Origin of the sequence: Streptomyces sp. NBC_01445 (assembly GCF_035918235.1) — a bacterium.
Taxonomy (GTDB): Bacteria; Actinomycetota; Actinomycetes; order Streptomycetales; family Streptomycetaceae; genus Streptomyces.
This window is the reverse complement of sequence record NZ_CP109485.1, coordinates 9,992,552-10,014,314: the sequence shown is the minus strand read 5'-3', so window position 1 is coordinate 10,014,314 and position 21,763 is coordinate 9,992,552. Positions and strand designations below refer to the sequence as shown.

The window sequence follows — 21,763 nt, the reverse complement described above, 5'->3', positions numbered from 1 at the left end:
GGCCGTGGGCGGTATGGAGGGCGGTGATGTAGGCGGCAAGGGCTTCGCGGGCCGACTCGCCCAGAACCCGTGGATCGCCCCGATCCCGGGCACGACCAAGCTGCACCACCTGGAGGAGAACATCGGCGCGGACGCCGTCGAGCTGACCGCCGAGGACCTGAAGCGGATCGAGGCCGCCCTGGACCGGATCCATATCCAGGGCGAGCGCTACACGGCAGCGCAGCAGAAACCCATCAACCGGTAACACTGCGCCCCGTGCCCAGTCCCCGGCACGGCAAGCCAACGCACGCACCACACCTCCCCTGACGAAGCGCCACGCAGGCGCTTCGTCAGGGAACAAGCGCCACCGGAGAAGAAGGCATGACAACGCAGGCACACAAGGGACGCATCGCCCTGGTCACCGGAGGCACACCACCGGTCTCGGTTTCGGCGCCGCCCAGCGACTGATCGACGAGGGCGCCTTCGTCTAGATCACCGGCCGCCGCAAGGACGTACTTGACGCCGCCGCCGAGAGGCTCGGCTCATCCGTCAGGGGCATCCAGGCCGACGTCACCAGCAAGAGCGACATGCAGCGCGTCGCCGACACCATCAAGGCCGAACACGGCCTGCTGGACGTCCTCTTCGCGAATGCGGGCGGCGGCCACGCCCCACCCCTGGCGGAACTGACCGACGAGCAGATCGCCAGCGAACTCGGCATCAACATCAAGGGAGTCATCCTCACGGTGCAGAGCCCGCTGGGTGTCCTGCGTGACGGGGCCACCATCACGCTCAACGCCTCGATCACCCCCGACATGGGACTTCCCGGCTTCGCTGTCCACGCCTCCACGAAGGCAGCAGTCCGCTCCCTGGCACGCAGCTGGACGACCGACCTGAAGGACCGGCGCATCCGCTTCAACATCATCAGCCCCGGAGTCGTGCCGACGGAGGGCTACAGCCACGAACTCTCAGATAGGCCTGGGCAAGGCGGTCCCCTGACCTACGGTGCCCGGACTTGGCTGAGACGGTTACCTGCATGATGTCTCAAGAGAGTGCAGGCAACTCAACCTGCGGCATATGCCAGTGGGCGCCGTTTCTGCGACCAGCGGGGCGTCCGGTCACCAGACTGGGCGGGTGACGACACGACCATCCACCCCTGAAGATCTCCGTGCTGTTCTCTTCGACTCAGGCGGCGTGCTGATGCGGCCAATTGGCGGCCGGTGGAACCCACGAGCCGACTTCGAGCAGACCGTCCTCTCCTACGCCCCCTCGATCACGCCGGAACAATTCGCCGCGGCCATTGTCAGGGGCGACCAATTCTTCGCCGCCTCGTCATCGACACCCGACTACGACGAATACCACCGGGTGATGCTTCGTGACCTCGGCGTGGAACCGACCTTGCAGCTCCTTGCCGACCTGCGCCGCGAAGTCCCACCTGCCACGGTCCTGGAGACGTACCCGGAGGTAGTGGGAACTCTGGAAGAGCTGAGCCGGCGGGGCGTGCGGATGGCGGTGGTCTCGGATGCCTGGCCCGATCTGCCCGACCTCCACGCAGGCCTTGGGATCGGCCAGTTCTTCGAGGCGTATGCGATCTCCGCCGAACTCGGTTGCGACAAGCCGGACCCGCACATGTACCACCACGCCAGCACCGCGCTGAATCTCGCGCCCGCACAATGCCTCTTCGTCGACGACGATCCGAGCCTGGTCGCCGCCGCGGTCGCACTCGGATATGCGGGGCGCGCGGTCTGTCGGGACTCGACGAACTCGGATGTGCCTTCCATCGCGTCCCTGGCGGAATTGCTGGACCTGTTCTGACACGGTCCTGCACGGTTTCCTGCACTCTGCTGGGCGGCGGCCACGTTGCTGCCGGCAGAGCGTCCGAGAATCGTCGAGGACCAGCCCGGTGCCTGCGTGGCAGCCGTCGATCCACAACTCACGGTGATCGCCGGATCCTCGTATCCATCCGTGCCTCCGGGCCCAGGCGACCGTAGAACTCAATTCGACTATTCGTGGCGAGGAAACGTTCTTCCGTGGAGTATCAGCCATGTGGCGAGAATTCGCCGGTCGTTCATCGTGCGGAGGAATTCGATCAGCCAGCCTTCATCCGACGCGCACTTGGCCCATCACTCGGAGTGCCACCAGTGCGGCCGCCACTACGCGCCGCCGAGCCAGCGGGGACGCCGGCACCTGTACTGCTCAAGGCGCCTGCCGACAGAAGGCGTACCGGGCACACCGTCGTGCCGCGCGGGAGGAGGAACCTCCGTGACGGCGTCGACGGGAACCAGACAGAGCGTCCTTGGGCTGCGGCCAGGCGCACCTGCCCACCAGTGTCCGCCAGTGGGCAGGGCACTCCGGCCCTGGGCGTTGGCCACGTCGCCACGGGCGCTCCCCTCGCCGTCGACGGCACAGACAGAGGCTCCGGCGGCACGGTTCGGTGTCACAGATATGCCGCTGGGGATGTCAGTCCCCTGCGGCACCATGCGCGCATGAGGATCGTGGGGTATATCCGCGTCAGCACTGACCGGCAGGTGGGCAGGTCGGGACGGAGCGCGTCCTTCCCGGACTTCTTGTCCGCGAAGATCTTCTGGCACCCGGCGGCGGTGAGCGCGTCGAGCTGCCGCTCCAGTTCCTGCCCGCCGGTCGACACCCGGACGTACCCGAATCCGATGTCGGTGCGCACGAGCGGCTCTGCGACGAGCGCGTCCGCGTCGTGCGCTGGCTCCTGAGTGGTCGTCATGGCCCCGGATCATGTCTGAAAACGGTGGTCCGGGGTTCTTGAACGCCTGAGGTTTTTGAAGGGCCTTTTGAAGGCTCCGAGGGGGCTGGGCGGACTCATCGGGAGAGATCTTCAGAAAGCGAAGGTTCTTTGACAGCTCCCCGGATCGGCAGCGGGGTGGGGGGTTGACAGAAGGCCTCGCGCGCCGGACAGCAGATTCTGGAGGCTCGTGCGAATCCCCTTGCGCAATGGTCAAGAATCGTTGACCATTACTCGCATGCCTACCGATGATCTTCCCGACACGTTTCACGTCACCACTGACGAGCAGCTGCGCGCCGTCTCCAATCTCACGCGCCACCGGATCATGGCCGTGCTCCGCTTCGAGCCGGCGACGATTACGCAGATCGCCGAGCGGGTGGGCCTTGCGAAGGGGAGTTCCAGCTATCACGTGCGGCTGCTGGAGCGGGCCGGCCTGGTGAAGGTGGTGCGGACGCGGAAAGTCCGGGGCGTCACCGAGCGGTACTACGCCATGGCCGCCCGGGCGATCGCGTTGCCGGACCCGGGCGAGGGAGGGCCGGATGTGCTGATGCGGCATGCGGTGGCGGACCTGGAGGCGGCGCCGGCGGACGGCGAGCGGCACGTACGGATGGCGCATCTGCGACTCACCGAGGAGCAGTTCGCGGAGCTGGGGGCTCGGCTGCAGGCACTGGCGGACGAGTACCGGGAGCTGTCCGATCCGTCGCTGCCGGACGCGTCACTCGTCTTCGCACTGTTCCACCCGGCATCGCGCGAGCAGGCCGAGGGGGGCGCCAAGTGACCTCAGGCATTCCGAAGTTGCCGACCGGGTTCGGACGGCTGTGGACCGCGCAGACGATCTCCTCGCTCGGTGACGGGGTAACGCATGCCGCGCTGCCGCTGCTCGCGTTGACATTGACGCGGGATCCGATGGCGCTCGCCGTCGTCACGGCCGCCGGGACGCTACCGTGGCTGCTCTTCGGGGTGCTCGGCGGTGCGCTGGTGGACCGCTGGGACCGCCGGCGCACGATGTGGGTCGCGGACACGGCACGTGCGGTGCTGCTCGCGATACCCGCGGCAGCGGCCGCACTCGACGCGTTGAGCATTCCGTTGCTCGCGGCCGTCGCCTTCCTGCTCGGCCTCGGCGGACTCTTCTTCGACACGGCCGCCACGGCCTATCTGCCGGATCTGCTCCGCCGCGACCCCGCACTCCTGGAGAGCGCCAACTCCCGCCTGCGCGGCGCCCAGACCGCCATGTCCGGCTTCGCGGGGCCGCCTGCAGGCAGTGCGCTGCTCACGCTCGGGCGGGCGGTTCCGCTGCTCACCGACGCGGTGTCGTTCCTGCTCTCCGCCCTGCTCGTCCGTACACTGCCCGCCATGCCCCGGCCCGTGCCGGAGGTCCGCGAGTCGCTGCTTCGGCAGGCGCGGGCCGGAGCCTCATACGTCTTCCGGGACCGGGTGCTGCTGGGGCTCGCCCTCCGCCCAGCGGTCGGGAACGTCGCCTTCCTCGCTGTGGAGACCGTCCTCGCCCTCTTCGCGCACGACCGCCTCGGCATCGACACCTACGGCTTCGGCCTGCTCCTCACAGCGGAGGCCACCGGCGGTCTGCTCGGGGCAGGCATCGCCTCCTACCTTGGCCGACGACTCGGCACCGGCACCGCACTGAGCTGCACGGCCGCCGTCGAAGGGCTTGCCATCCTGGGCCTGGCCGCTGCCCCGAACCCGTACGTGGCCGGGCTGGCGCTCGCCGTCTGCGGGGCCGGCATGGGCGCCACGATGGTGCTCGCGCCCTCCCTCCGGCAGGCGATCGTCCCGGCCCACCTGATGGGCCGGGTCGCCTCCACCTCTCGCATGCTGGCCATGTGCGCCGCCCCCGTCGGGGCGTTCCTCGGTGGCTGGCTGGCCACCACGTACGACATCCGCACCCCGCTCTACGCCGCCGCCGGCCTCCTCCTGGCGATGACGGCCGTCACGGCATCCATGACCAGCAACCGCCGGGTCGAAGCGGCGCTGCGTGCCGCTGCCCCGGCCGGCGGCCCGGATCACCCGGCATCCCAGGATCCCGCCCAGGAGAGTGCACCCGACTTGTTTTGACGTCCTCCGCCCGCTGAAGCAGGGGGATTCCTAGCTCACTTTGCCTGGCACCTAGCAGGTGGCAGGGCTTACAAGATCAGCACTAGCCGGGTTGAGACCAGCCCGGACGAGCATCACGCGGGCAGAGTTCTTGTCCCTGGGGGACACGGTTCCGCACGCGGTGCACGTATACGTTCTCTCGGAGAGAGGTAGGCGATGCTTGGCTCTCGCATCGCAGTGCCCGCAGTCCATGGTGGTGTACGCGGGGTTGACGAGGTGCACGGCGCGGCCGTGTTTGCGGGCCATCTCGACCAGGGCGCTCTTGGTCGCGCTGATCGCTGCGTCGGCGGCCTTGCGGGCCATCGTCGACTTCGCCAGGAACTTCGGGCGGAAGTCCTCTACCGCCAAGGCATCGTGGTCGCGGACTACACGCTTGGCCCACTTGCGGGCGGTGTCCTGGCGCTGCCGGGCCACCTTCTTGTGGAGCTTCGCCGCCTGCTTCTTGGCGCCCCTGTAGCCGTTCGAACCGGGCCGGCCCTTCTTCGGCTTCCTGCGGGCCATCATCCGCTGGTAGCGGGCGAGGCGCTGCGCGGCCTTGTGGCCATGCTCGGGATGGGGAAGGTCGTAGTCGTCGGATGTGGTGGTCGCGGTCTCCTTCACACCCCAGTCGATGCCGATCACGCAGCCGGTTTCGACAAGCGCCTGGATGCTGGTGGCGACAACGAACGAGGCGTACCAGTGGCCGAGACTGTCGCGGTAGACGCGCACGCTGGACAGCGGCTCGGGCAGCTCACGCGACCACACGACCGTCGCCGCGATGCCGCCGGCCAGATGCAGACGGCCGTCTTTCACCCGGAAACCGCGCTGGGTGTAGTTCAGGCTCGGGTCGACCTGATGCTTCTTCTTGTACTTCGGCATACCGGCCCGCTGCCGCATCGGCAACCGGGCCTTGATGTCTTTCAGCGCCTTCGCCCGGGACTTCGCGAAGTCCCGTATCAACTGCTGCTGCACCACGCTGGAGCCCTCACGCAGCCACGCATTCGCGGTACGGACCGCGGTCAGCATCTTGTCGAGCTGCGCCGGGCCACACGTTGTCTTCTCGCCGGTGGCCTTGTTGTGCAGATGCACGGCCTTCGACTTGGCCACCGACTCGTTCCACACCCAGCGGCAGCGCGCCCATTCCGCTTCCAGCGCGCGGATGGCCGTGGACGACAGACGCAGCCGGAAAGTGTAGCGGGCATGCCCGCCACCTGCCGCCAACGCTCCGGTCGTCACGAAGCACAACCTATCTGGGAGGACTGACAGTTGAGCACAACCGATCTCGCTAGGGTTCCTCATCATCACGCGGGATGGACGCCGGATCGCCCCGACGACGATCCGGCCTTCTCTGCCCTGCTCCCCAGGAATCCGATACCTCCCCGGCCCAAAGGCCAGCGCACTCTCGGACGAATCCGGTGAAACTTCCACCTGTTCCAGGACCGCACGGTAGGCGTCGGCGGCGGGCTTGGCCTTAGCCAGCGGGAGCATGCCGATGTGAGGGCCGTCCACGGGATACGGGATGCGGACGGGAATCTCATCGGGCGGCCCGGCGAACAGATAGCCGTACGGCAGCAGATCGAGGGGCACGCCCAGGCGTCGCAGTTCGTCATCCATCAGGCTGAAGAAGGTGGAGGGTTTGGGCCGCCCTCGTTCTCAGGGTCGTCCTCCGGACCACCGGTACGGAAGTCCACCAAATGGCCAGCGGGATAGGCGTCCCACAACTGCTGCTCCGCCAACGTGAGTTCCTCGTACGAGTGCACCCCGGAAGACTAACGGGCAGCAGCCACAGGTGATCAAGGATGCAGGGATGGGGCCATGTCTGATGCCGTGTCGAGGTTCGTGCCTCACGGTGTCCACAGGCGACATGAGCCGGGAGAGAACCGCTCTCAGAGATCATCATCAGAAAGTCGTCGCCGAGGCCCACGCCCCTGGCGCTCATGCACTTCGCGCTCGCCGGTCGCGAGCACGAGCTCGCCGCCACCCGAGTGCGCGACTACGCCGACGACTCCGGCGGGCCATGGACGACACCTCAAAAGCTCGATCCGCGCTCAACTGTACGCTGGATAAAGCCCGTCAGTCGACGATGTACCACTCGTCCTTCATGTATTCCATGGTGGAGTCGCCGAGGTCGCTCTCGGAGAACGTCACCGAGGACCTGATCGACTCGGTCGGCATCTCGAACCTGTCGGGCGTCAGCTCGACGACGCGCTGTGGGTCGACGGTCGCGGTCTGTAGAGCCTTCTTCTGCGCCGGAGAGATCATCTGGACGTGATGACGAACGTCCCCTTGCACGGACCGAACCCTTGGTCCTCGGCCTGCTTGGCCGCGGGCCCGGCCACTTCGCAGACCGTGTCGATGTCCTCCCGGCCCACGGCGTGGAGGAATTGCTCGTAGCGCTTGATCGCCCCCTTCTTCGTCTTGGGCGCGTGCTGCTCCCCAGGTGGATCCGCCGGTGGATCCGCCGGCGGCTTGTCAGCACCCCCGCAAGGTTCGTCGGTGAATACGCCTGGCAGCTGACGCTTCGGGTACGGGCCCATCGGTCCGTTGAACCCGTCCACATGTTCCTGCGCACCCCACCACCCCGCGTACCCCCACCAGGGCTCACGGTCGACGGGGCCGCAGTCAGGGGCACGCGCCGCGGGTGCGGCTCAGGATTCTCCAGCCGCGAGCCTGGTGCTCGTGGCGGCCCCAGGAAGCGTCGTCGACGTAGCGGTCATGGTCGTTGCGCAGGATGGCGGTGTCGGATCGGTTGTCCCACACGTAGGTGCGGCGGTCCTGGTAGACGTCGTGGCGGGCGACCGAGACCTCGCCGTCGAGGACGGTGAGGCAGACGCTCGCCGCCTCGTCGGGTTTGGCCGGGCCCTGCGCGGCCCTTCGCCGTGGTCGCGATCCGCAGGACGCCGTGCGCGACCGTGCTCTGTTCCGCCGCCCTCACGTCGCGCGCCCTTCGAGGCATCCGCAAGCAGGACCTCGACCGTCGTGGTTCGCCCGGTCGGCGGCGATAGACGAAATGCGCCCGGCGGGGTTCTGAGGACGGCGGCAATGGTGGCGGGGTTATCGAACTTCTGCGCCGCGTGCCTCGGCCCGTGGGTGTGCGATCACCCCTGAGGCCAGACCTTCGCGCTGCGCCCTCGGAGTCAGAGCCTGTCGGCGTGGTCCAGGTCGGTCAGGAGGCGCTCCACGTCGGTCATGAGGGATCCGTAGACATGCCAGGCACCCGGCTTGACCAACGCGCCCCGGCCGATGAGGTCGGTCATGGTCTCGTGCCACGCCCGAGCACCGTCGATCGCTTCGCGCAGTCCCTCGCGGGCTTCCGCCGGGCGGGCTGCGCTCTCGGCCTCGGCCTCGACGAACGCCTCGACCGCCTGCCCCGCCAACTCGAGCATCTCGGCGTACCGATCGAGGAACTGCTGTCCCAGGTGGTGGTCGGCGTGATCGTCGTACACGTTGTCGGCCAGCGTTCGAGCGATTCCGCGCACCTGGAGCGATACGCCATGCAAAGTATTGAGCATGTCACCGTAAGTCACAGGCCGGTGCCGCGGACGCACCACCCAGCAGGTATTCCAGCGCAGGCTCTCCTGTCCTTGCTGCACATGCTCGCGCGCATCCGCGACGCGCCGCCCCAGGCCTCTGCCGTCCTGCACCCAGCCATGCGCGCGGGCGGCATGCTGCCGCTCTCGCAGTCCGTGGCCCATGTCGCGCAGCAATGCCCCCATGACTTGGGCAAGGTCTCGCACCGCGTCATCGGATTCCTCCAGATGCATCGGCGGCAGGACCAGCGCGTTCACCGCAACACCCACCACCGCGCCGCTCAGTGCCGCGACCGCCGTGAAGACGACGTTCCCGACCGGTACAGCGGCCGCAGTGGTGAGCGTGAGAACCGCCGTCGATGCAACCTGGAGCCGGTCGTCGGAGGCTCGACGCCCGGCCGCGACCAGGGCGATCCCCACGATGCCTGCGATGCTGCCGGCGGTGGACCCCAGCAACCACACGGTGCCAAGAGCCAACAGCACTCCCATCGCCCGGATGGCAACGCTCCGAACAGCCTGCGTCACAGAGCGGTACACCGTCGCAGCATTGACCATGAGCAGCGCGGTGGCCACAGCCACATACGACGACTCTCCCGGGATCCAGAGAGTGGCGGCCTCCCAGGCAAGCAGCGCCGCGATCAGATTCTTGGTGCCGTGCACCAGGACATGCCGTCCCCAGCCCGGACGGGTCGCCCCGACAATTCGCGACAGCAGAAGCCGCGGGCCCGGCAATGACGGCACCCGGCCTTGCCGGGGAGCGATGGTTGAAGATTGCACAATTTAGAGAGTCGCACATTTTGCCCGGTTTGAGTGAGTGGCGTCCCCCACAGCGCCCCCTGATCCAGCCAACCAGGCAAACACGTTGCCCTCACGGCATCGAAGCGGCTACCTCAGCCCAAGAATCCCTCCGCCGTCCATCTGCGCGGCGCGGTCGGTACAACGGAAGGTTCAGGGCCGATCTACAGGAAGCGGGGCAATGACGGACCACGAACAGCAGCGCAGGCGGGGGCAGTTCCTCCAGCGAGGCAAGGGAGCGCAGGACATCTGGGACCGTGAGATCGCCTCCCCCAACGGGCCGCTGCCGGGCGCGGTGCTCGATGTGCTGGAGCACGACGACGGCTGGTCGGACACGCGCAGCACGTGCCCGGCCGACCAGCGAGCGACATCAACAAGGCCGCGGCCGCCATCGAGGAGGCGTGGACCTGCCGCCTGGGTCGGTGGTGGTCGACTCCGGCGGCAGCGGTGCGGAGCTCTGGGTCTACCAGCGGCTCCTCCGCCCGCCTGGCACCACGGGCTCCGGCCGATGAGTGTCGGCTCCCGGCGCGGACAACAGGCCTCAGCTGGCCGACAAAGCCACGCGTGCCGGGGCGGTGGGGCGGGCGGTGTGGTTCTACAGTGCGCAGGTGTCCTTGGAATCCTCTTCGCCGAGTGGGCGGCTGTCCGTGTGGAGCCGCGGGTGGGTGTGGTGGCTGCCGTTCGCGGCGGTGGGCCTGGACTTGATCTCGGAGGCCGCCCTGGGCGGGCGGGAGCCGGTCAGTTTCCTGCTCACGGGCGTTCCCGCGCTGGCCGCCGCGACGCGCGGGCCCAGGGGCACCGCCGTTTCGGTGGTGGTGTGTCTAGGACTGCAGATGCTGATGGCCTGGCGACGTCCGGGCCACTTCGACGAGCAGCATCATGTGGCGCTGTATGTGGCGACATTCCTCATCGGCGTGGTCAGCATCCTGCTCTCCGTGCAGCGGGAGCGCACGCAGAGGCATCTGATCCGGGCGAATTCGGTGGCGGAGGCCTTGCAGCGGACCCTGCTGCGGCCCGTACCACCCCGGATCGGGCATGTGCGCGCCGCCGCCTTCTACACAGCCGGGGAGGGAGGCACGCTCGTCGGTGGTGATCTCTACGACGTGTGTGAGACGCCGTTCGGAGTACGGGCGATCATCGGCGACGTGCGGGGCAAGGGACTGGACGCGGTGCAGGCGGTTGCCGCGGTCCTGGGGGGGGTTCCGGGTGTCCGCGCACGAATGGAAAGATCTCCCCCTCCTGGCGGACCGGCTGGAGCTCAGCATCGACCGCAACGTGACACGCAGAACGGTCGGAGACCCCGAGCTGTTCGTGACCGCACTGGTCCTGGAACTCGAGCAGGACACCGTACGCATCATGGACCGCGGCCACCCACCCCCGATCGCCGTCGGCCCCCACGGCGCCCGCATCCTGGCGACAGCCCCCGCACTCCCCCTCGGACTCAAGGAGCTCTCTCCCGTCCCAGGGCTGACGACCTTGCACAGGCTGCCGCCCGGCGAAGTCCTCGTCCTCTACACGGACGGCATCAGCGAGGCCCGCAATTCCGACGGCGACTTCTACCCCGTCCTGGAAAGGCTCACCGAACACTTCCGCGGCACACAAAGGACGGATCCGGAGGCGGTCGTGGCGTTCCTGGAGACCGACACCAGAAACTGGTCGGCCACCTCCGAGGCAGACGACCAGGCCGTACTCGCCATGGCCCTCATGTCACCCACCCGGGACTAGAAGTCCTGGGCTTGCACAACGGGCGCCACTGGCTGTGGTGCTGCGTTTGCGTCCTGTCCCACGCCCGGTGTCCGGAGGCGGGTCTGGGGCGGATGACTGCGCCCCGCTTCGCCACAACTCTTCCGCACGGTGGCGGATGTTGCGGGAGCCGTTCCAGTCCGCGTGTGCAACGAATCTGCAGGACCGGCATACGAAGCGGGCCTGACTGGCCCGGTTCGCCTTGTCGATGTGGCCACATTGGGCGCAGATGCGGGAGCCTCCGGCGTGCCCGGAAACGTCGGCCCCCTCACTCGTCTGCCCCGCCACTTCGCCCCGTCGCGGGGCAGACGCATGTCTGCCGGAAGGTGAGCGCATGGCCGAGCCGATCACCGCCGCCCATCACCGCGACGCAGTGCGCCGCCTGCACGCCGAGGCAAGTCGCGTAACCACATCGCGAGGACCATTTGGCGCAGCGCCGCCGCAGTGAGCAAGATCGCCAACGCCGAGGGACTCATGTTCGCCGGCGGCGCTCGCGTCGCCGCAGCCACCGAGACCCGCCGAGCAGATGCTGCCGTGCGGCGGCGCAAGCAGCTCACCGACGGGGCCCTCGATGGCGCCCTCGAGCAAGTCACCAAGACCGTCGGCACCGAGTCCGCACGCGATGCCCGCGACCATGCCACCGCCGCCCGCGACCTGACTGAGGTACACGCCCGAGTCGCTGAGCTAGCCCGCCAGACCGCGAGGACCCCGACGCCCACCGTCCCGTGTGCATGGTCGCCTTCTACGACCAGGCCGAGCGAGATTCCCTCGCACTTTCCGCGTACCTCTCGCTCGGGCAACATCAGACCGCCGAGTTCCATGCACACCGCTGCCCTGCGACCCCACATGGGCCGGTCGTCAGCTGTGCAGCTGGCGCACCACGTACGCGAGCTAGTGGACCGTCCAGCCGCCTCATTACGCCGGTGCCACGCCCGTAACGGTCGCAACTCGCAGGCGTTGTTGACTGTGGGGACAATGGGTCCCATCCATCACCCCCAGACGCCGAGCCGCTCCAGCAAGCGGCCGGACCGGAAGGAGCGGCATGAGACAGCACAGACTGGCCACTTTGGGTGCGGCGCTGTGTACAGCCGCAGCACTAGGCCTGGCAGTGCCACCTGTCGCCGCTGCCGTCCCGCATCAGTGTTCCTACCTCTCGTCGGCGTCTCGGCCCACAGTTATGTTCGGGGACAGCGGTGTGGGGGTAAAGCAGGCGCAATGCTTGAGCAACGCGTGGGGAGGCGAGCCGCCCAAGCTCACCCTCGACGGGGTCTTTGACTCGGTCATGCTGAAGAAGATCGAGTGGATCCAGGGCTGCCACGGTCTCCCGGCGAGCGGCATCATCGAGGACCGCACCTGGCAAGTGCTGTACCACCCGGCCCTGGACTGCTACAACTCATATCCAGCCTGAGTAACCGATTACCCCCGCCCCGAATGAGGGAGATGGCCAGTTCGCGGGTGAGGGCGAGGCCGATGCCCGCTCCTGTGACTTCGCCGCTGTGACCGCGGTCGAACAGTGGGGCCCCGTCGTGCACGGTGCCCTCGTCACTGGCGTCGAAGGCGAGCGCGTCGTCGAGATAGCGCACGGCCAGGCGGATAGTGCCGCGCCCGTGGACGCGCGCGTTGTCCAACACGACGTCGAGGGCCTCGGCGCCGAGGGTGCCGGGGAAGTGGACGTCGTCCGGTGCGTCATGGAGTTTGCACTTGTTCTGGCCCTGTCGTGCTCCCCGCACCTGCGGGGATGTCCCGCGTACGTGACCGAATGCATGGAAAACTCTTGGCGATGAGTTGGCCGCCTGTTCTACTTCGCTCATGATTACGGCGCTCTGTGCCTTCCTCGGCGGGGTGATCGGGAGGCTTCTCCTGGCGCGGCGAGCTCGGCGAACAATCACTCAGACCGAAGCAGGGCAAGCAGTCTACTTCCAGGTCGGGGCCAACCTGCCTGACGATGGGCGCCGATACAGCCTTGGTCACGTGCGCGCCGGCGGCAGGTTCCAGTGGAAGCCTCGCTGGTCGAGGACGCGGCTGCGTGAACTCCCGAAAGATCTGCGCTACATCCGCGCGCGCCGAGCGACCTTCCGCGAAATGTTGTGGGTCCCGACCAGAGCACTGGTGATCGAGTGTGAAGGGGCTGGAGTGCCTGTACGGCTATGGGCCTACCCGGAGCAGGCGGTGCACGTTGTGGTGATGATCCGGCGTGCAAGTAGCCCGAACTCGTCGAGCGCCCCGGTTCCTGACGTCAGCAGCTGACACCAACAGACGCGAACAGCGGCGGCCTGTCTGCCACGGCTGAAAAGTGGACCGGTATCGGACGCTGGACAGTTGCCCCTCCAGCAGCCTGGCTCTCGGTGGAGCATCGTCCGCAATGGCTCTGCGAACGGCGTTCCTCGAGATGCTCAACTTCCTCGCAATGACTCTCACCGCATCTCCTCGGCCCGGAGAAGCCGACGGATCAGTATCAGCGGGCAGCAAGGGCTCGATCATCGATGTCGTCGAGCCGCAGATCCGCGAACTGCTCGAGCAGTGGCCGCAGATGCCGGCGACGGTGATCGCCGAACGAATCGGCTGGGGCCGTGGCCTGACCGTGCTGAAAGAGCGCGTCAGGGAACTGCGTCCGGCCCGTCGATCCGGCGTCCCGGACGGTCTATGGACCTGGCGAGCTGGCCTCGTGCGATCCGTGCTTCCCGCCCGCCGAGATCGCCAAGTGGCCCTTAATTCGGTCGTCGTTGCACGGCGTCGGCGATGACCGCTGTCACGAGTTTGTTGACGACTGCCGTGGTCGGCGGGCCGGGGTCGCGGTCTGTGAACAGGAGATGCCCGCCACCGACCAGGGAGAGAGTGAGTGAGTCGATGTCGGTGTCGGCCGCGATGCGGCCCAGTTCACGCTCGTCGGCCAGATATGCGGAAAACGCTGTCGTGGCCTGGGCGAGTATCGCGATGCCGCCTCCGGGCATTGCTTGCCGCAGCCGTGCGCGCAGCTCGTCCCGGAAGGTGATGAGCGGGATGACTGCCACCGGAATCGGTCCGAACAGACTGGTCAGCGCGCTGGTGAGGTTGTCGGCGACTGTGCCGGTGCCTGCGGACTCGCGCAGTGCACTCGCCTGCGTCTCGAGCTGCGCGGCACGGTCGAGTACGAGGTCGGCGAGGAAGGCGTCGAAGTCGGAGAAGTGCCGGTGCAGGACGCCTTTGGCGCATCCCGCCTCGTCAGTGACGGCCCGGCTGGTCAGCCCGTTCGGCCCGTCCCGCAGAAGCACGCGTTCGGCAGCGTCGAACAGTTGCTGCCGCGCGTCGCGAAGGTGCACCCCAGTCGGCACTCGCAGATCCTCTCGTGCATCAGCTCGCTAGCACCCGTTGTCGAGTGGGCATGCGCCCACTAAGGTGGGCGCATGCCCACTCTACCGCCAGAGCAATCGGAACCGCCCCCAGCGGAGTCGCATAAGGCCCGGCGGATGGCCGAGTCGTTCGGCATGGACGCGCAACGCTATGACCAGGCCCGGCCCGGCTACCCAGATGCATTGGTGACGCGGATCGTTGCCGGGAGCCCTGGGCCCGACGTGCTCGACATCGGCTGCGGCACCGGCATCGCAGCCCGCCAGTTCCAGGCGGCCGGCTCCGCCGTGCTCGGCGTCGAGCCCGATGGGCGGATGGCCGACGTCGCGCGAGCCCGCGGCCTGGAGGTCGAAGTGGCGACCTTCGAAGCCTGGCAGCCAGCCGGCCGGACGTTCGACGCGGTCATCGCCGCCCAGTCGTGGCATTGGGTCGATCCGGTCGCCGGCGCCGTGAAGGCGGCACGTGTGCTGCGTCCAGGGGGACGGCTGGCGATCTTCGGGCACGTGTACGAGCCGCCAGCCGCGGTGGCCGAACCGTTCGCCGCTGCCTTCCGGCGGGCGGCGCCCGACTCCCCGCTCAACGGCCAACCGGCCCGACGTCCGCTCGACCTCTACCAGGCGGCATACGCGAAGTTCGCCGACAAGATCCGGGAGACCGAACAGTTCAATGATCCCGAACAGTGGCGATTCGACTGGGAGCAGTCCTACACGCGCGACCAATGGCTGGATCCGCTACCCACCACCGGCGGTCTCACCCAACTCCGTCCCGATCAACTGGCCGAGGTACTGGATGCCGTCGGGGGCGCCATCGACTCCCTGGGGGGACGCTTCACGATGTACTACACCACCCTGGCCGCGACCGCCGTTCGCGTCGGCGCCTGCTGAGTCCATCCGTCAAGTCGCCGCCGACCTAGGATCAACGCAGCCGTTCAAATCTCTGCCGCGCGCAGGCGCAGTGCGGCCAGCCACATTGACGGCCATCTCGGCCAGGCGTTGCTACCCGGGCGGATTGCCGATACCGGTTCAGGGCCCCGTGATCGACCTGATAAGGATGAGGCCACAGGTTCAAGTCCTGGGGCCGGCGCCCACAGGCTAGGGTCGGCGCGATGCTTGACTACGACGCCTACGGCACGAACGCTCACACCCCGACTGCGTTGATTCGCCTCATCAGCACGTCCCTCGGAGTGCAGTTCGTTGAGCGCGAGAGTGACTACCGAGGCGCCTACCACGTTGCCCAGGCCAGTTGCGGCAGGATCGAGATTCAGCCCAACACCATCCCTGGTGATGACCACTCGGTCGATCTCTACGCTCCGGAACACCCCATGGTTGGGACGCTGTTGTTCACCATCACCGAGACGCCGAACGACGAAATGCGTGACCGCCTGAGTAACGTAGACGGGCTTGTCTTGCTGGATCGCGAAACAGTCTGAGCGCTGCGGGCGTGCCACAAACGTGCCAGATCGAGCAGGGAACCACGGGGAACTCCAGTGGTTGGCAGGGGAAGCAGATGTCGGGTTGTCGCAGGTCGCGGCCCGCCTCGCTCCACCTCGCTCCCAAAGTGGTGGCCAGCGGCAACCCGTGCCCTCCGGATGCCAACGCCCCGGAACCTGGGCAGCGACGCTTGACTGGGTCATTTAAGAGATCATCTCAATTGGTGAGTCTGCGGTAGCAGATGAGGGTGCAGGCGATGCTGGTGAAGGCCAGGAAGTGGATTGCCTGCCGCTCGTAGCGACGGTGGAGACGTCGGCAGCCGGCGAGCCAGGCCATGGTGCGTTCGATGGTCCACCGGTGGCGCCCCAGCTTCTGGGACGTCTCAACTCCCTTGCGGGCGATGCGCGGTGTTATATGGCGTAAGCGGAGCCATTGCCGCAGGTGACGGTTGTCGTAAGCCTTGTCGGCGTGAAGCTTGGCTGGGCGCCGAAGGCGTGGACCGCGCCGGGATCTGATCGGTGGGATGCCGCGCACGAGCGGTTCGAGGGCCTGGCTGTCATGAAGGTTGGCGCCGGAGATGCCGACGGAAAGCGGCAGTCCGGTCCGCTCGGTGATCAAGTGGATCTTCGAGCCGTACTTGCCCCGATCTACAGGATTCGGACCCGTCAGGTCCCCTTTTTGAGGGCTCGCATGTTCACCTAGTCGATTGCGCATCGTGACCAGTCCAGCTCGCCTCGAGCCCCCAGCTCGTCCAGAACCAGACGATGCAGTTTCGCCCAGACCCGTTGTCGGCTCCACTCCATGAACCGGCGGTGAGCAGTGGCCCCCGACGGCCCGAACACCGGCGGGACCTGCGACCACGTACAACCGGTCGTGGCCACAAAGACAATCGCCGCCAACACCTCACGGTCCCCATAACGGCGCCGACCACCACCCTGCGCCCGAGTCGGCGCCTCCGGCACCACCCGCTGGAACAACTCCCACAGTCCATCAGGGACCAGACGCTCAGTCAGCAACACATCATCAGGTTACCGGCATCGCCAATTGAGATGATCTCTAATACTCCAGTCAGATTTGGTGTCCTGAGCTGGCTCTTTTCCGGTAGTGGCATCGTTGGGCGATGGCTTGGTGGTGTCTGCGCTAGTGGGACCATCTCAGGGCATGCTGACGCTGGTTGAGTTCGGGTCTGGGGTGGGGCAGCAGAGTGTCCAGGAGCCGTCGGATTTCTGCCACGGTGAGGGAGACGAGGCTGGTCGGTTCGTTTCTGCGGTTTCCCGGTGGGCCTCTTGGGCAGCCAGGGCGGTCAGGAAGGCATGCGCGAGCATGGCCAGGGTGATGTGCCGATACCAGCCCGGATAGCGGCGGACCTCGTACTCGTCCAGGCCGCACTCGTTCTTCGCGGCCTGGAAGCATTCCTCGACTGCCCACCGGCTACCGGCGATCCGGGCGAGTTCGTCGATCTCGATGCCGACGGGTGCGTGGGCAAGGTAGTAGGCAATCTCGGTGGGGTCGGACAGGCTGCGGCGGGCCAGCACCCAGCGATTATGGGTCGGCGGATCTGGGTCGAAAATGATGTTGGCGGGCAGTTTCGCCGCGGCCCAGTCATAGACGCGCGGGCCCTTCGCCCCGTCACCGCAGGACAGCCGCTGCCAGGCATCGGCGGGGGCTTCGTCGATGAGCTGGTCGATGCGCCAGCAGCCGGCTAGGGACTTGATCTGCTGGGACTTGGGCACCGCAACCACGTAACCGAGGCCGAGCTGCTCGAGCAGGCGGCGGAAGTTCCAGTCCTGCCCATAAGCCTCGTCCGCGGTCACCCAGGCGGCCGGGAGGCCCGCGGCCAGGCAGCGGCGCACGATCTCCCGGGCCAGCTCGCCCTTGGTGGCAAAGCCGCGTTCATCAGGGATTTTTGCTGCCCGGCACCGCTCGCGGTCGGAGGTCCAGGCTTTCGGTAGGTAGAGCTCCCGGTCCACCAGGGCCCGGCCCGAGCTGGTGGCGTAGGCGGCGAACACGCCGGTCTGACAGTTGTCGATCTTGCCCGAGGTTCCGGTGTACTGCCGGCCCACCCCGGCCGAGGTGGTGCCCTTCTTGACGAACCCGGTGTCATCGATGATCAGCACCCCGCCCGGGCCGAGCCGCTCGGCGACATAGTCCCGCACGTCGTCGCGAACGGCATCGGCGTCCCAGCGGGCACCGTTCAGCAGGTGCTGCAGGCCCGCCGGATCACGGTGGCCGGCCCACTCGGCCAGCTGCCAGCCGTTCTTCCGCCCGACCGGCGCCATGAGTCCCCGCACGTAGTCACGCATCCGCCACCGCAGATCCGCCCGCCCGAACCGGCCCGCCACCCGAGCCAAAACCGACTCCAACTCGGCCTTCCAGCAATCGACTTCAGGTATCACGTCCATACCCGACCAACGACAAACAGCAGCTCAGGACACGAAATCTCACTGGAGTACTAAGACTCCGCCGACCGCGTGCCCTGCCTGCCAGCCATAGAGGCTCTCTATCCACAGGTAATCGAGAATCCGCGCCGGCGGATGATCACACGGCCCATGGCCAGGGGTGCAAGGCGGTGCGTCTGGAGTGAGGATTGGAGGTGAGGGCGATGGCGCCTTATGTCCGAGCGCTTGGCGACCCTCGGACCGATCCGTGGCAGGAGGATCTCACGATGACTGCGACGACAGGTGCAGCCCAATCAGCACATCCCGAGCGCCCGGGCAGGAAAGATGGGGTCTGCAGCGAGTTCACCGTCTTCACCAAGATCAAGCCGGGCCATGCGGATGCCCTGCGTGAGGATCTCGCCAGGATCGCCAGCGTGGAGAACCGTGCGGCGCTGCGCCAGATCGGCACACTGCATGACGCACGGCACGTGATCTTCGACAACGACACTCAGTTCATGTTCGCCAGTGTCTTCGACGGCTCCTGGGACACATATATCGACGACTTCGGCAAAACGGTGGTCGGCGCGAACTTCGACGTGATCTTCTCGCACAGCGAAGGGTTCCCTGGCGTCAGCGATCCAGGGGCGAAGGACTGGTTCGTCGCCCATCAGGAGCCCGCGGGGGTCTTCGTCAGCTCGTATCCCGATCTGACCGTTCAGCAGATCTGGAAGGACCAGCGCGTGGACGACGCGTTCCAAGCGGTGCTGGACACCCCCGAATTCCGGGCGGCGCTGGACAACCCGGCCAACGCCGAGTTGCTGGCCACGCCGGCCTTCCAGAAGCTGCTGGAGGAAGCCTCGGCCTAGAACCCGGACACAACCAGCCCTCAAGAGCCGAGTCAGATCGAGGCAGACGCTAGCGACCACTCCGGCGCCGCGCGCTCGCCGACTTACAGCGTCAGGAACCCGCAGTGATCGACCTGATAAGGATGAGGCCAACCGCCACGAGCTGGGCGAGCGGCTTTCCGTCCGCTGCCGTAACAGACTCGCGGCCGTCTGCGTCCCGTGCTCCCGACTCCGCGCGGGAACACCTTCCACCTCGTCCTCGCCGGCCTCGTGGGCAGTAAGAACGCCCCCGGCGGTCGGCGATCGACGCCGGCTCTTCGTCATCCTGACGGCGCCGGCCTTCGGTCCTGTCCACCGATCTGGCGAACGACGCCGCCCCGCCGCGAAGCAGCCAACTGCGAACGCATACGGCCTCTCAGCTGCGGCTGCGTGCACTACCCCGTCGAAACCCGCCGCTCCTGCGGGTGAGGACCGGCGGGCGTGTCGAGGTGGCGAACTCGGGCGCGCCCGCCGGAAATGGGGGCGGGGTTCAGTCGGTACCGGTCTGGGAATTCCTACGCCGCCTCGCCTCGGCTTCGGCCTTCGCCAGGGCTTTGCACCATCGGCAGTCGCCTGGATTGTGCCCGTCGCGCTCGGGGGCGTCGAGCCAGTAGCTTCCGTTGAGTTCTGCACGGACGCCGCTGGCGTATTCGTCGTGTTCACGTCGGTCGCTCATGATCAGCCCAACGCAGCACCCCGCCCTGAGCAGCGGGCACGCATGGGATCCCGACGCCCCTGCAACACACCCTGGGTATCCATACGTGTTTGTCCCGTTTTGCTCACGGCCCGGTGTCTCGGCCCTCCAGCGACGGACACTTCTGATAGCGATCGCGAGAGGGGCCCGTTCCGCGCTCGCAGGCGCACGGCCCCAAACGTCATGCCCCAGAACGCGGGAACGCCCCGGCGCCGGCGGATACGGGCTATGCGAGGACCGGGGCGAGCCTCGCGAGTACAACGATGCCCACGCCTGACACGGCACCCTGCAGCGCGCGCCTGCCCCGCCGGAACACTCCGGCGCGGCATCGTCGTCGCACGGCCTCTCACACAAGCCAACCGTGCGGCCCCCCGGACGATTGGGCTCTGACGTGGCATTGGGCCCCTGCGTTGGACCGGCTGGCGTTGGAGGCGACGGCCACCGCGCAGGTGCGGCCCGACGAGTCTCGGCAGCCCCGGCGTCGATGAGCGCGGCCGGTTCCTGGGTCGCCGCGATCCACGTCAGCTGTCGCCGATGATCAAGCGCTCTCGCGGTGGGAGCAACCTGTCTCCAGCTTGGGCACAGCGTTTTCGGTCGACGGCCGCAAGCGGTTCATCGACGACGAACGCGACGGCGCCCGGGCCGCCTTCGCCATCCCAGCAGCCGGAGCCGGTGAAAATCGGCGTGGCCAAGCAAGTCCCCGGTCAGGCGGCCGTCGGCGGGAATTCCAACTGCCCTCCGACAGCCGCCCGTCGGGACTCATGCGATCGTGCGGATGAGCTTCTTGTTCACGAACTCTTCGATGCCCGGCCGGCCCAGTTCTCGTCCGAATCCGGAGCGTTTGATGCCGCCGAACGGCAGCTCGGCTCCCTCGGCGCCGACGCCGTTGATGAAGACCATGCCGGCTTCGATGCGGTCGGCGACGCGTGCGGCCTGTGCCGGATCCGTGGTGAAGAGATAGGAGCCGAGGCCATAGGGGGTGTCGTTGGCGATGCGTAGCGCGTCGTCCTCGTCGATCGCCGGGAAGACCATCGCGATCGGGCCGAAGAGCTCCTCACGTGCCATGGAGTGCTCCGTGGTGAGTCCGGTGAGGACTCCGGCGGGGAAGTAGGCGCCGTAACGTTCCCCTTCGGTGTGCAGCGTTGCGCCTTCGGCGAGGGCGGCGTCCACCTGGCGGCCGAGGGCGTCGGCGGCGGCGACCGACGACAACGGTGCGCCAGTCTGACGGGCGAGGAGCCGGGCGGTGAACTTCTCGACGAACGCGTCGTAGAGGTCGGACACGACGACGAATCGCTTGGCGGCGTTGCAGGCTTGGCCCGTGTTGTCGAGCCGGGCGGAGACTGCGGCCTCTACGACGGAATCGAGGTCGTCCGTGGCCAGCACGATGAACGGGTCGGAGCCGCCGAGTTCGAGGACGACCTTCTTCAGGTGCCGTCCGGCGATCTCGGCCACCGCGGCGCCTGCCCGCTCGGAGCCGGTGAGGGACACGCCCTGGACGCGTGGGTCGGCGATCACCTGGGCGATCTGTTCATTGGTGGCGTAGACGTTGACGTACGCGCCGGCGGGGAAGCCGGCCTCGGTGCACAGCCGCTCGAGCAGCGCCGCGGTGGCCGGGCACTGCGGGGCGTGCTTGAGGACGATCGTGTTGCCCAGGGCGAGGTTCGGGGCAGCGAACCTCGCGACCTGATAGGCGGGGAAGTTCCACGGCATGATGCCGAGCAGGACGCCCACCGGGCTGCGCCGGATGACGGCACGGCCGGGGCCCGAGGTCACGTCGAGTTCCTCATCGGCGAGGAATGCCTCGGCATGGTCCGCGTAGTAGTGGTAGATGTCGACGCAGAAGTCGATCTCGCCCTCGGCCTCCGCGAGCGGCTTGCCCATCTCCCGCACGATGCTGCCCGCCAGTTCTGCACGGTGTCGGCTGTGCAGGTCGCCGAGTCGGCGCAGGAGCGTGGCACGTTCGGCCACTGAGCTGTCGCGTCCCCAGGCGGCGGCCGTGTGGGCGGCCTCGACGGCTGCCGTGACCTCGGCATCGGTGGCAGTCGGATAGGTCTCTTCGGTCGTGCCGGTGGACGGGTCGGTGACGGCGTACATCAAGTCTCCAGGAAATGTTGGGGGTGTGGTGGGCCGGAGGCCGTTCCCACGTACATGTGCACCACGGGA

The 21,763-nt window shown here is 67.5% G+C and carries 23 protein-coding genes and 3 pseudogenes; 13 read left to right on the top strand and 13 right to left on the bottom strand.

The window, feature by feature from the left end; genetic code table 11:
• The first annotated feature begins 4 nt into the window (after positions 1-4).
• From OG574_RS45835 to OG574_RS45825, 3 genes are all read left to right on the top strand, one after another.
• On the top strand, positions 5-244 hold the full coding sequence (locus OG574_RS45835) for a hypothetical protein (RefSeq protein WP_326778115.1): 240 nt from the start codon (positions 5-7) through the stop codon (positions 242-244).
• 226 nt (positions 245-470) lie between these two features.
• Complete coding sequence (locus OG574_RS45830) at positions 471-1,016, top strand: SDR family oxidoreductase (protein WP_326778827.1); 546 nt, start codon at positions 471-473, stop codon at positions 1,014-1,016.
• 94 nt (positions 1,017-1,110) lie between these two features.
• Complete coding sequence (locus OG574_RS45825) at positions 1,111-1,791, top strand: HAD family hydrolase (protein ID WP_326778114.1); 681 nt, start codon at positions 1,111-1,113, stop codon at positions 1,789-1,791.
• Positions 1,792-2,413: 622 nt separating this feature from the next.
• Here the strand turns inward: OG574_RS45825 and OG574_RS45820 are convergent.
• Positions 2,414-2,713, bottom strand: coding sequence for a recombinase family protein (locus OG574_RS45820; protein ID WP_326778113.1), 300 nt, complete (start codon positions 2,711-2,713; stop codon positions 2,414-2,416).
• A 256-nt stretch (positions 2,714-2,969) separates the two neighbouring features.
• On the opposite strand from OG574_RS45820, the gene OG574_RS45815 reads away from it, so the two are divergent.
• Together OG574_RS45815 and OG574_RS45810 are read left to right on the top strand one after the other, a co-directional pair.
• A complete protein-coding gene (locus OG574_RS45815) occupies positions 2,970-3,509 on the top strand; it encodes an ArsR/SmtB family transcription factor (RefSeq protein WP_326778112.1) in 540 nt (179 codons plus the stop codon).
• Positions 3,506-4,801, top strand: a complete 1,296-nt coding sequence (locus OG574_RS45810; RefSeq protein ID WP_326778111.1) for an MFS transporter — start codon at positions 3,506-3,508, stop codon at positions 4,799-4,801. Before OG574_RS45815 ends, OG574_RS45810 begins: the two co-directional genes overlap by 4 nt.
• 51 nt (positions 4,802-4,852) lie before the next feature.
• Here OG574_RS45810 and OG574_RS45805 read toward each other — a convergent pair whose 3' ends face one another.
• The 7 genes and pseudogenes from OG574_RS45805 to OG574_RS45780 all read right to left on the bottom strand — a co-directional run bounded on the left by OG574_RS45805 (position 4,853) and on the right by OG574_RS45780 (position 9,898).
• On the bottom strand, positions 4,853-6,055 hold the full coding sequence (locus tag OG574_RS45805; RefSeq protein WP_326778110.1) for an RNA-guided endonuclease InsQ/TnpB family protein: 1,203 nt from the start codon (positions 6,053-6,055) through the stop codon (positions 4,853-4,855).
• A 186-nt stretch (positions 6,056-6,241) separates the two neighbouring features.
• Positions 6,242-6,445, bottom strand: a pseudogene (locus OG574_RS52935) (DUF7691 family protein); the annotation flags it as partial.
• 447 nt (positions 6,446-6,892) lie between these two features.
• Positions 6,893-7,081 carry a hypothetical protein gene (locus OG574_RS45800; protein ID WP_326778109.1) on the bottom strand — a complete coding sequence of 63 codons (189 nt, stop codon included), beginning with the start codon at positions 7,079-7,081 and terminating at the stop codon, positions 6,893-6,895.
• A complete protein-coding gene (locus tag OG574_RS45795; protein ID WP_326778108.1) occupies positions 7,078-7,377 on the bottom strand; it encodes a hypothetical protein in 300 nt (99 codons plus the stop codon). Before OG574_RS45795 ends, OG574_RS45800 begins: the two co-directional genes overlap by 4 nt.
• Positions 7,378-7,441: 64 nt before the next feature.
• The gene (locus tag OG574_RS45790; protein ID WP_326778107.1) at positions 7,442-7,579 is read right to left on the bottom strand and encodes a hypothetical protein; all 138 of its coding nucleotides are present in this window, start codon (positions 7,577-7,579) and stop codon (positions 7,442-7,444) included.
• A gap of 377 nt (positions 7,580-7,956) precedes the next feature.
• Positions 7,957-9,009, bottom strand: a complete 1,053-nt coding sequence (locus tag OG574_RS45785; protein WP_326778106.1) for an FUSC family protein — start codon at positions 9,007-9,009, stop codon at positions 7,957-7,959.
• Positions 9,010-9,739: 730 nt separating this feature from the next.
• Positions 9,740-9,898, bottom strand: coding sequence for a hypothetical protein (locus OG574_RS45780; RefSeq protein ID WP_326778105.1), 159 nt, complete (start codon positions 9,896-9,898; stop codon positions 9,740-9,742).
• A gap of 452 nt (positions 9,899-10,350) precedes the next feature.
• Here OG574_RS45780 and OG574_RS45775 point away from each other — a divergent pair, with 452 nt between their 5' ends.
• Entirely contained in the window at positions 10,351-10,869 is a 519-nt protein-coding gene (locus OG574_RS45775) for a PP2C family protein-serine/threonine phosphatase (protein WP_326778104.1), read from the top strand.
• On the opposite strand, the gene OG574_RS45770 is transcribed toward OG574_RS45775, so the two are convergent.
• Positions 10,852-11,223, bottom strand: a complete 372-nt coding sequence (locus OG574_RS45770) for a zinc ribbon domain-containing protein (protein WP_398380972.1) — start codon at positions 11,221-11,223, stop codon at positions 10,852-10,854. The two genes, OG574_RS45775 and OG574_RS45770, sit on opposite strands and share 18 nt — an antisense overlap.
• Positions 11,224-11,585: 362 nt before the next feature.
• On the opposite strand from OG574_RS45770, the pseudogene OG574_RS52930 reads away from it, so the two are divergent.
• The 3 genes and pseudogenes from OG574_RS52930 to OG574_RS45760 all read left to right on the top strand — a co-directional run.
• Positions 11,586-11,766 (top strand): annotated as a pseudogene (locus OG574_RS52930) (hypothetical protein); the annotation flags it as partial.
• 163 nt (positions 11,767-11,929) lie between these two features.
• Complete coding sequence (locus OG574_RS45765) at positions 11,930-12,295, top strand: peptidoglycan-binding domain-containing protein (protein ID WP_326778103.1); 366 nt, start codon at positions 11,930-11,932, stop codon at positions 12,293-12,295.
• A gap of 1,059 nt (positions 12,296-13,354) precedes the next feature.
• Positions 13,355-13,583, top strand: a pseudogene (locus OG574_RS45760) (IS21 family transposase); the annotation flags it as partial.
• Between the two features lie 12 nt (positions 13,584-13,595).
• On the opposite strand, the gene OG574_RS45755 reads toward OG574_RS45760, so the two are convergent.
• Complete coding sequence (locus tag OG574_RS45755; protein ID WP_326778102.1) at positions 13,596-14,198, bottom strand: TetR/AcrR family transcriptional regulator; 603 nt, start codon at positions 14,196-14,198, stop codon at positions 13,596-13,598.
• A gap of 72 nt (positions 14,199-14,270) precedes the next feature.
• Here OG574_RS45755 and OG574_RS45750 point away from each other — a divergent pair, with 72 nt between their 5' ends.
• Positions 14,271-15,098: a class I SAM-dependent methyltransferase gene (locus tag OG574_RS45750; RefSeq protein WP_326778101.1), complete on the top strand. Its 828-nt coding sequence runs from the start codon at positions 14,271-14,273 to the stop codon at positions 15,096-15,098.
• Positions 15,099-15,319: 221 nt separating this feature from the next.
• Positions 15,320-15,643: a hypothetical protein gene (locus OG574_RS45745; protein ID WP_326778100.1), complete on the top strand. Its 324-nt coding sequence runs from the start codon at positions 15,320-15,322 to the stop codon at positions 15,641-15,643.
• A gap of 217 nt (positions 15,644-15,860) precedes the next feature.
• Here OG574_RS45745 and OG574_RS45740 read toward each other — a convergent pair.
• Both OG574_RS45740 and OG574_RS45735 read right to left on the bottom strand, forming a co-directional pair.
• Positions 15,861-16,657 (bottom strand): IS5 family transposase gene (locus OG574_RS45740; protein WP_442816954.1). Its coding sequence is split into 2 segments (ribosomal slippage): positions 15,861-16,345 and positions 16,345-16,657, totalling 798 coding nucleotides; the frame shifts between segments, so codons are not numbered across the junction.
• Positions 16,658-16,798: 141 nt separating this feature from the next.
• The gene (locus OG574_RS45735) at positions 16,799-18,046 is read right to left on the bottom strand and encodes an IS701 family transposase (protein ID WP_442816905.1); all 1,248 of its coding nucleotides are present in this window, start codon (positions 18,044-18,046) and stop codon (positions 16,799-16,801) included.
• Positions 18,047-18,309: 263 nt separating this feature from the next.
• Between OG574_RS45735 and OG574_RS45730 the strand changes: the two genes are divergently transcribed.
• Both OG574_RS45730 and OG574_RS52925 read left to right on the top strand, forming a co-directional pair.
• Positions 18,310-18,888, top strand: coding sequence for a hypothetical protein (locus OG574_RS45730; protein WP_326778099.1), 579 nt, complete (start codon positions 18,310-18,312; stop codon positions 18,886-18,888).
• Positions 18,889-19,030: 142 nt separating this feature from the next.
• Complete coding sequence (locus OG574_RS52925) at positions 19,031-19,990, top strand: replication initiator (RefSeq protein ID WP_398379206.1); 960 nt, start codon at positions 19,031-19,033, stop codon at positions 19,988-19,990.
• 369 nt (positions 19,991-20,359) lie between these two features.
• Here the strand turns inward: OG574_RS52925 and OG574_RS45725 are convergent, their stop codons facing one another.
• On the bottom strand, positions 20,360-21,694 hold the full coding sequence (locus OG574_RS45725) for an NAD-dependent succinate-semialdehyde dehydrogenase (RefSeq protein ID WP_326778098.1): 1,335 nt from the start codon (positions 21,692-21,694) through the stop codon (positions 20,360-20,362).
• Positions 21,695-21,763 lie beyond the last annotated feature (69 nt).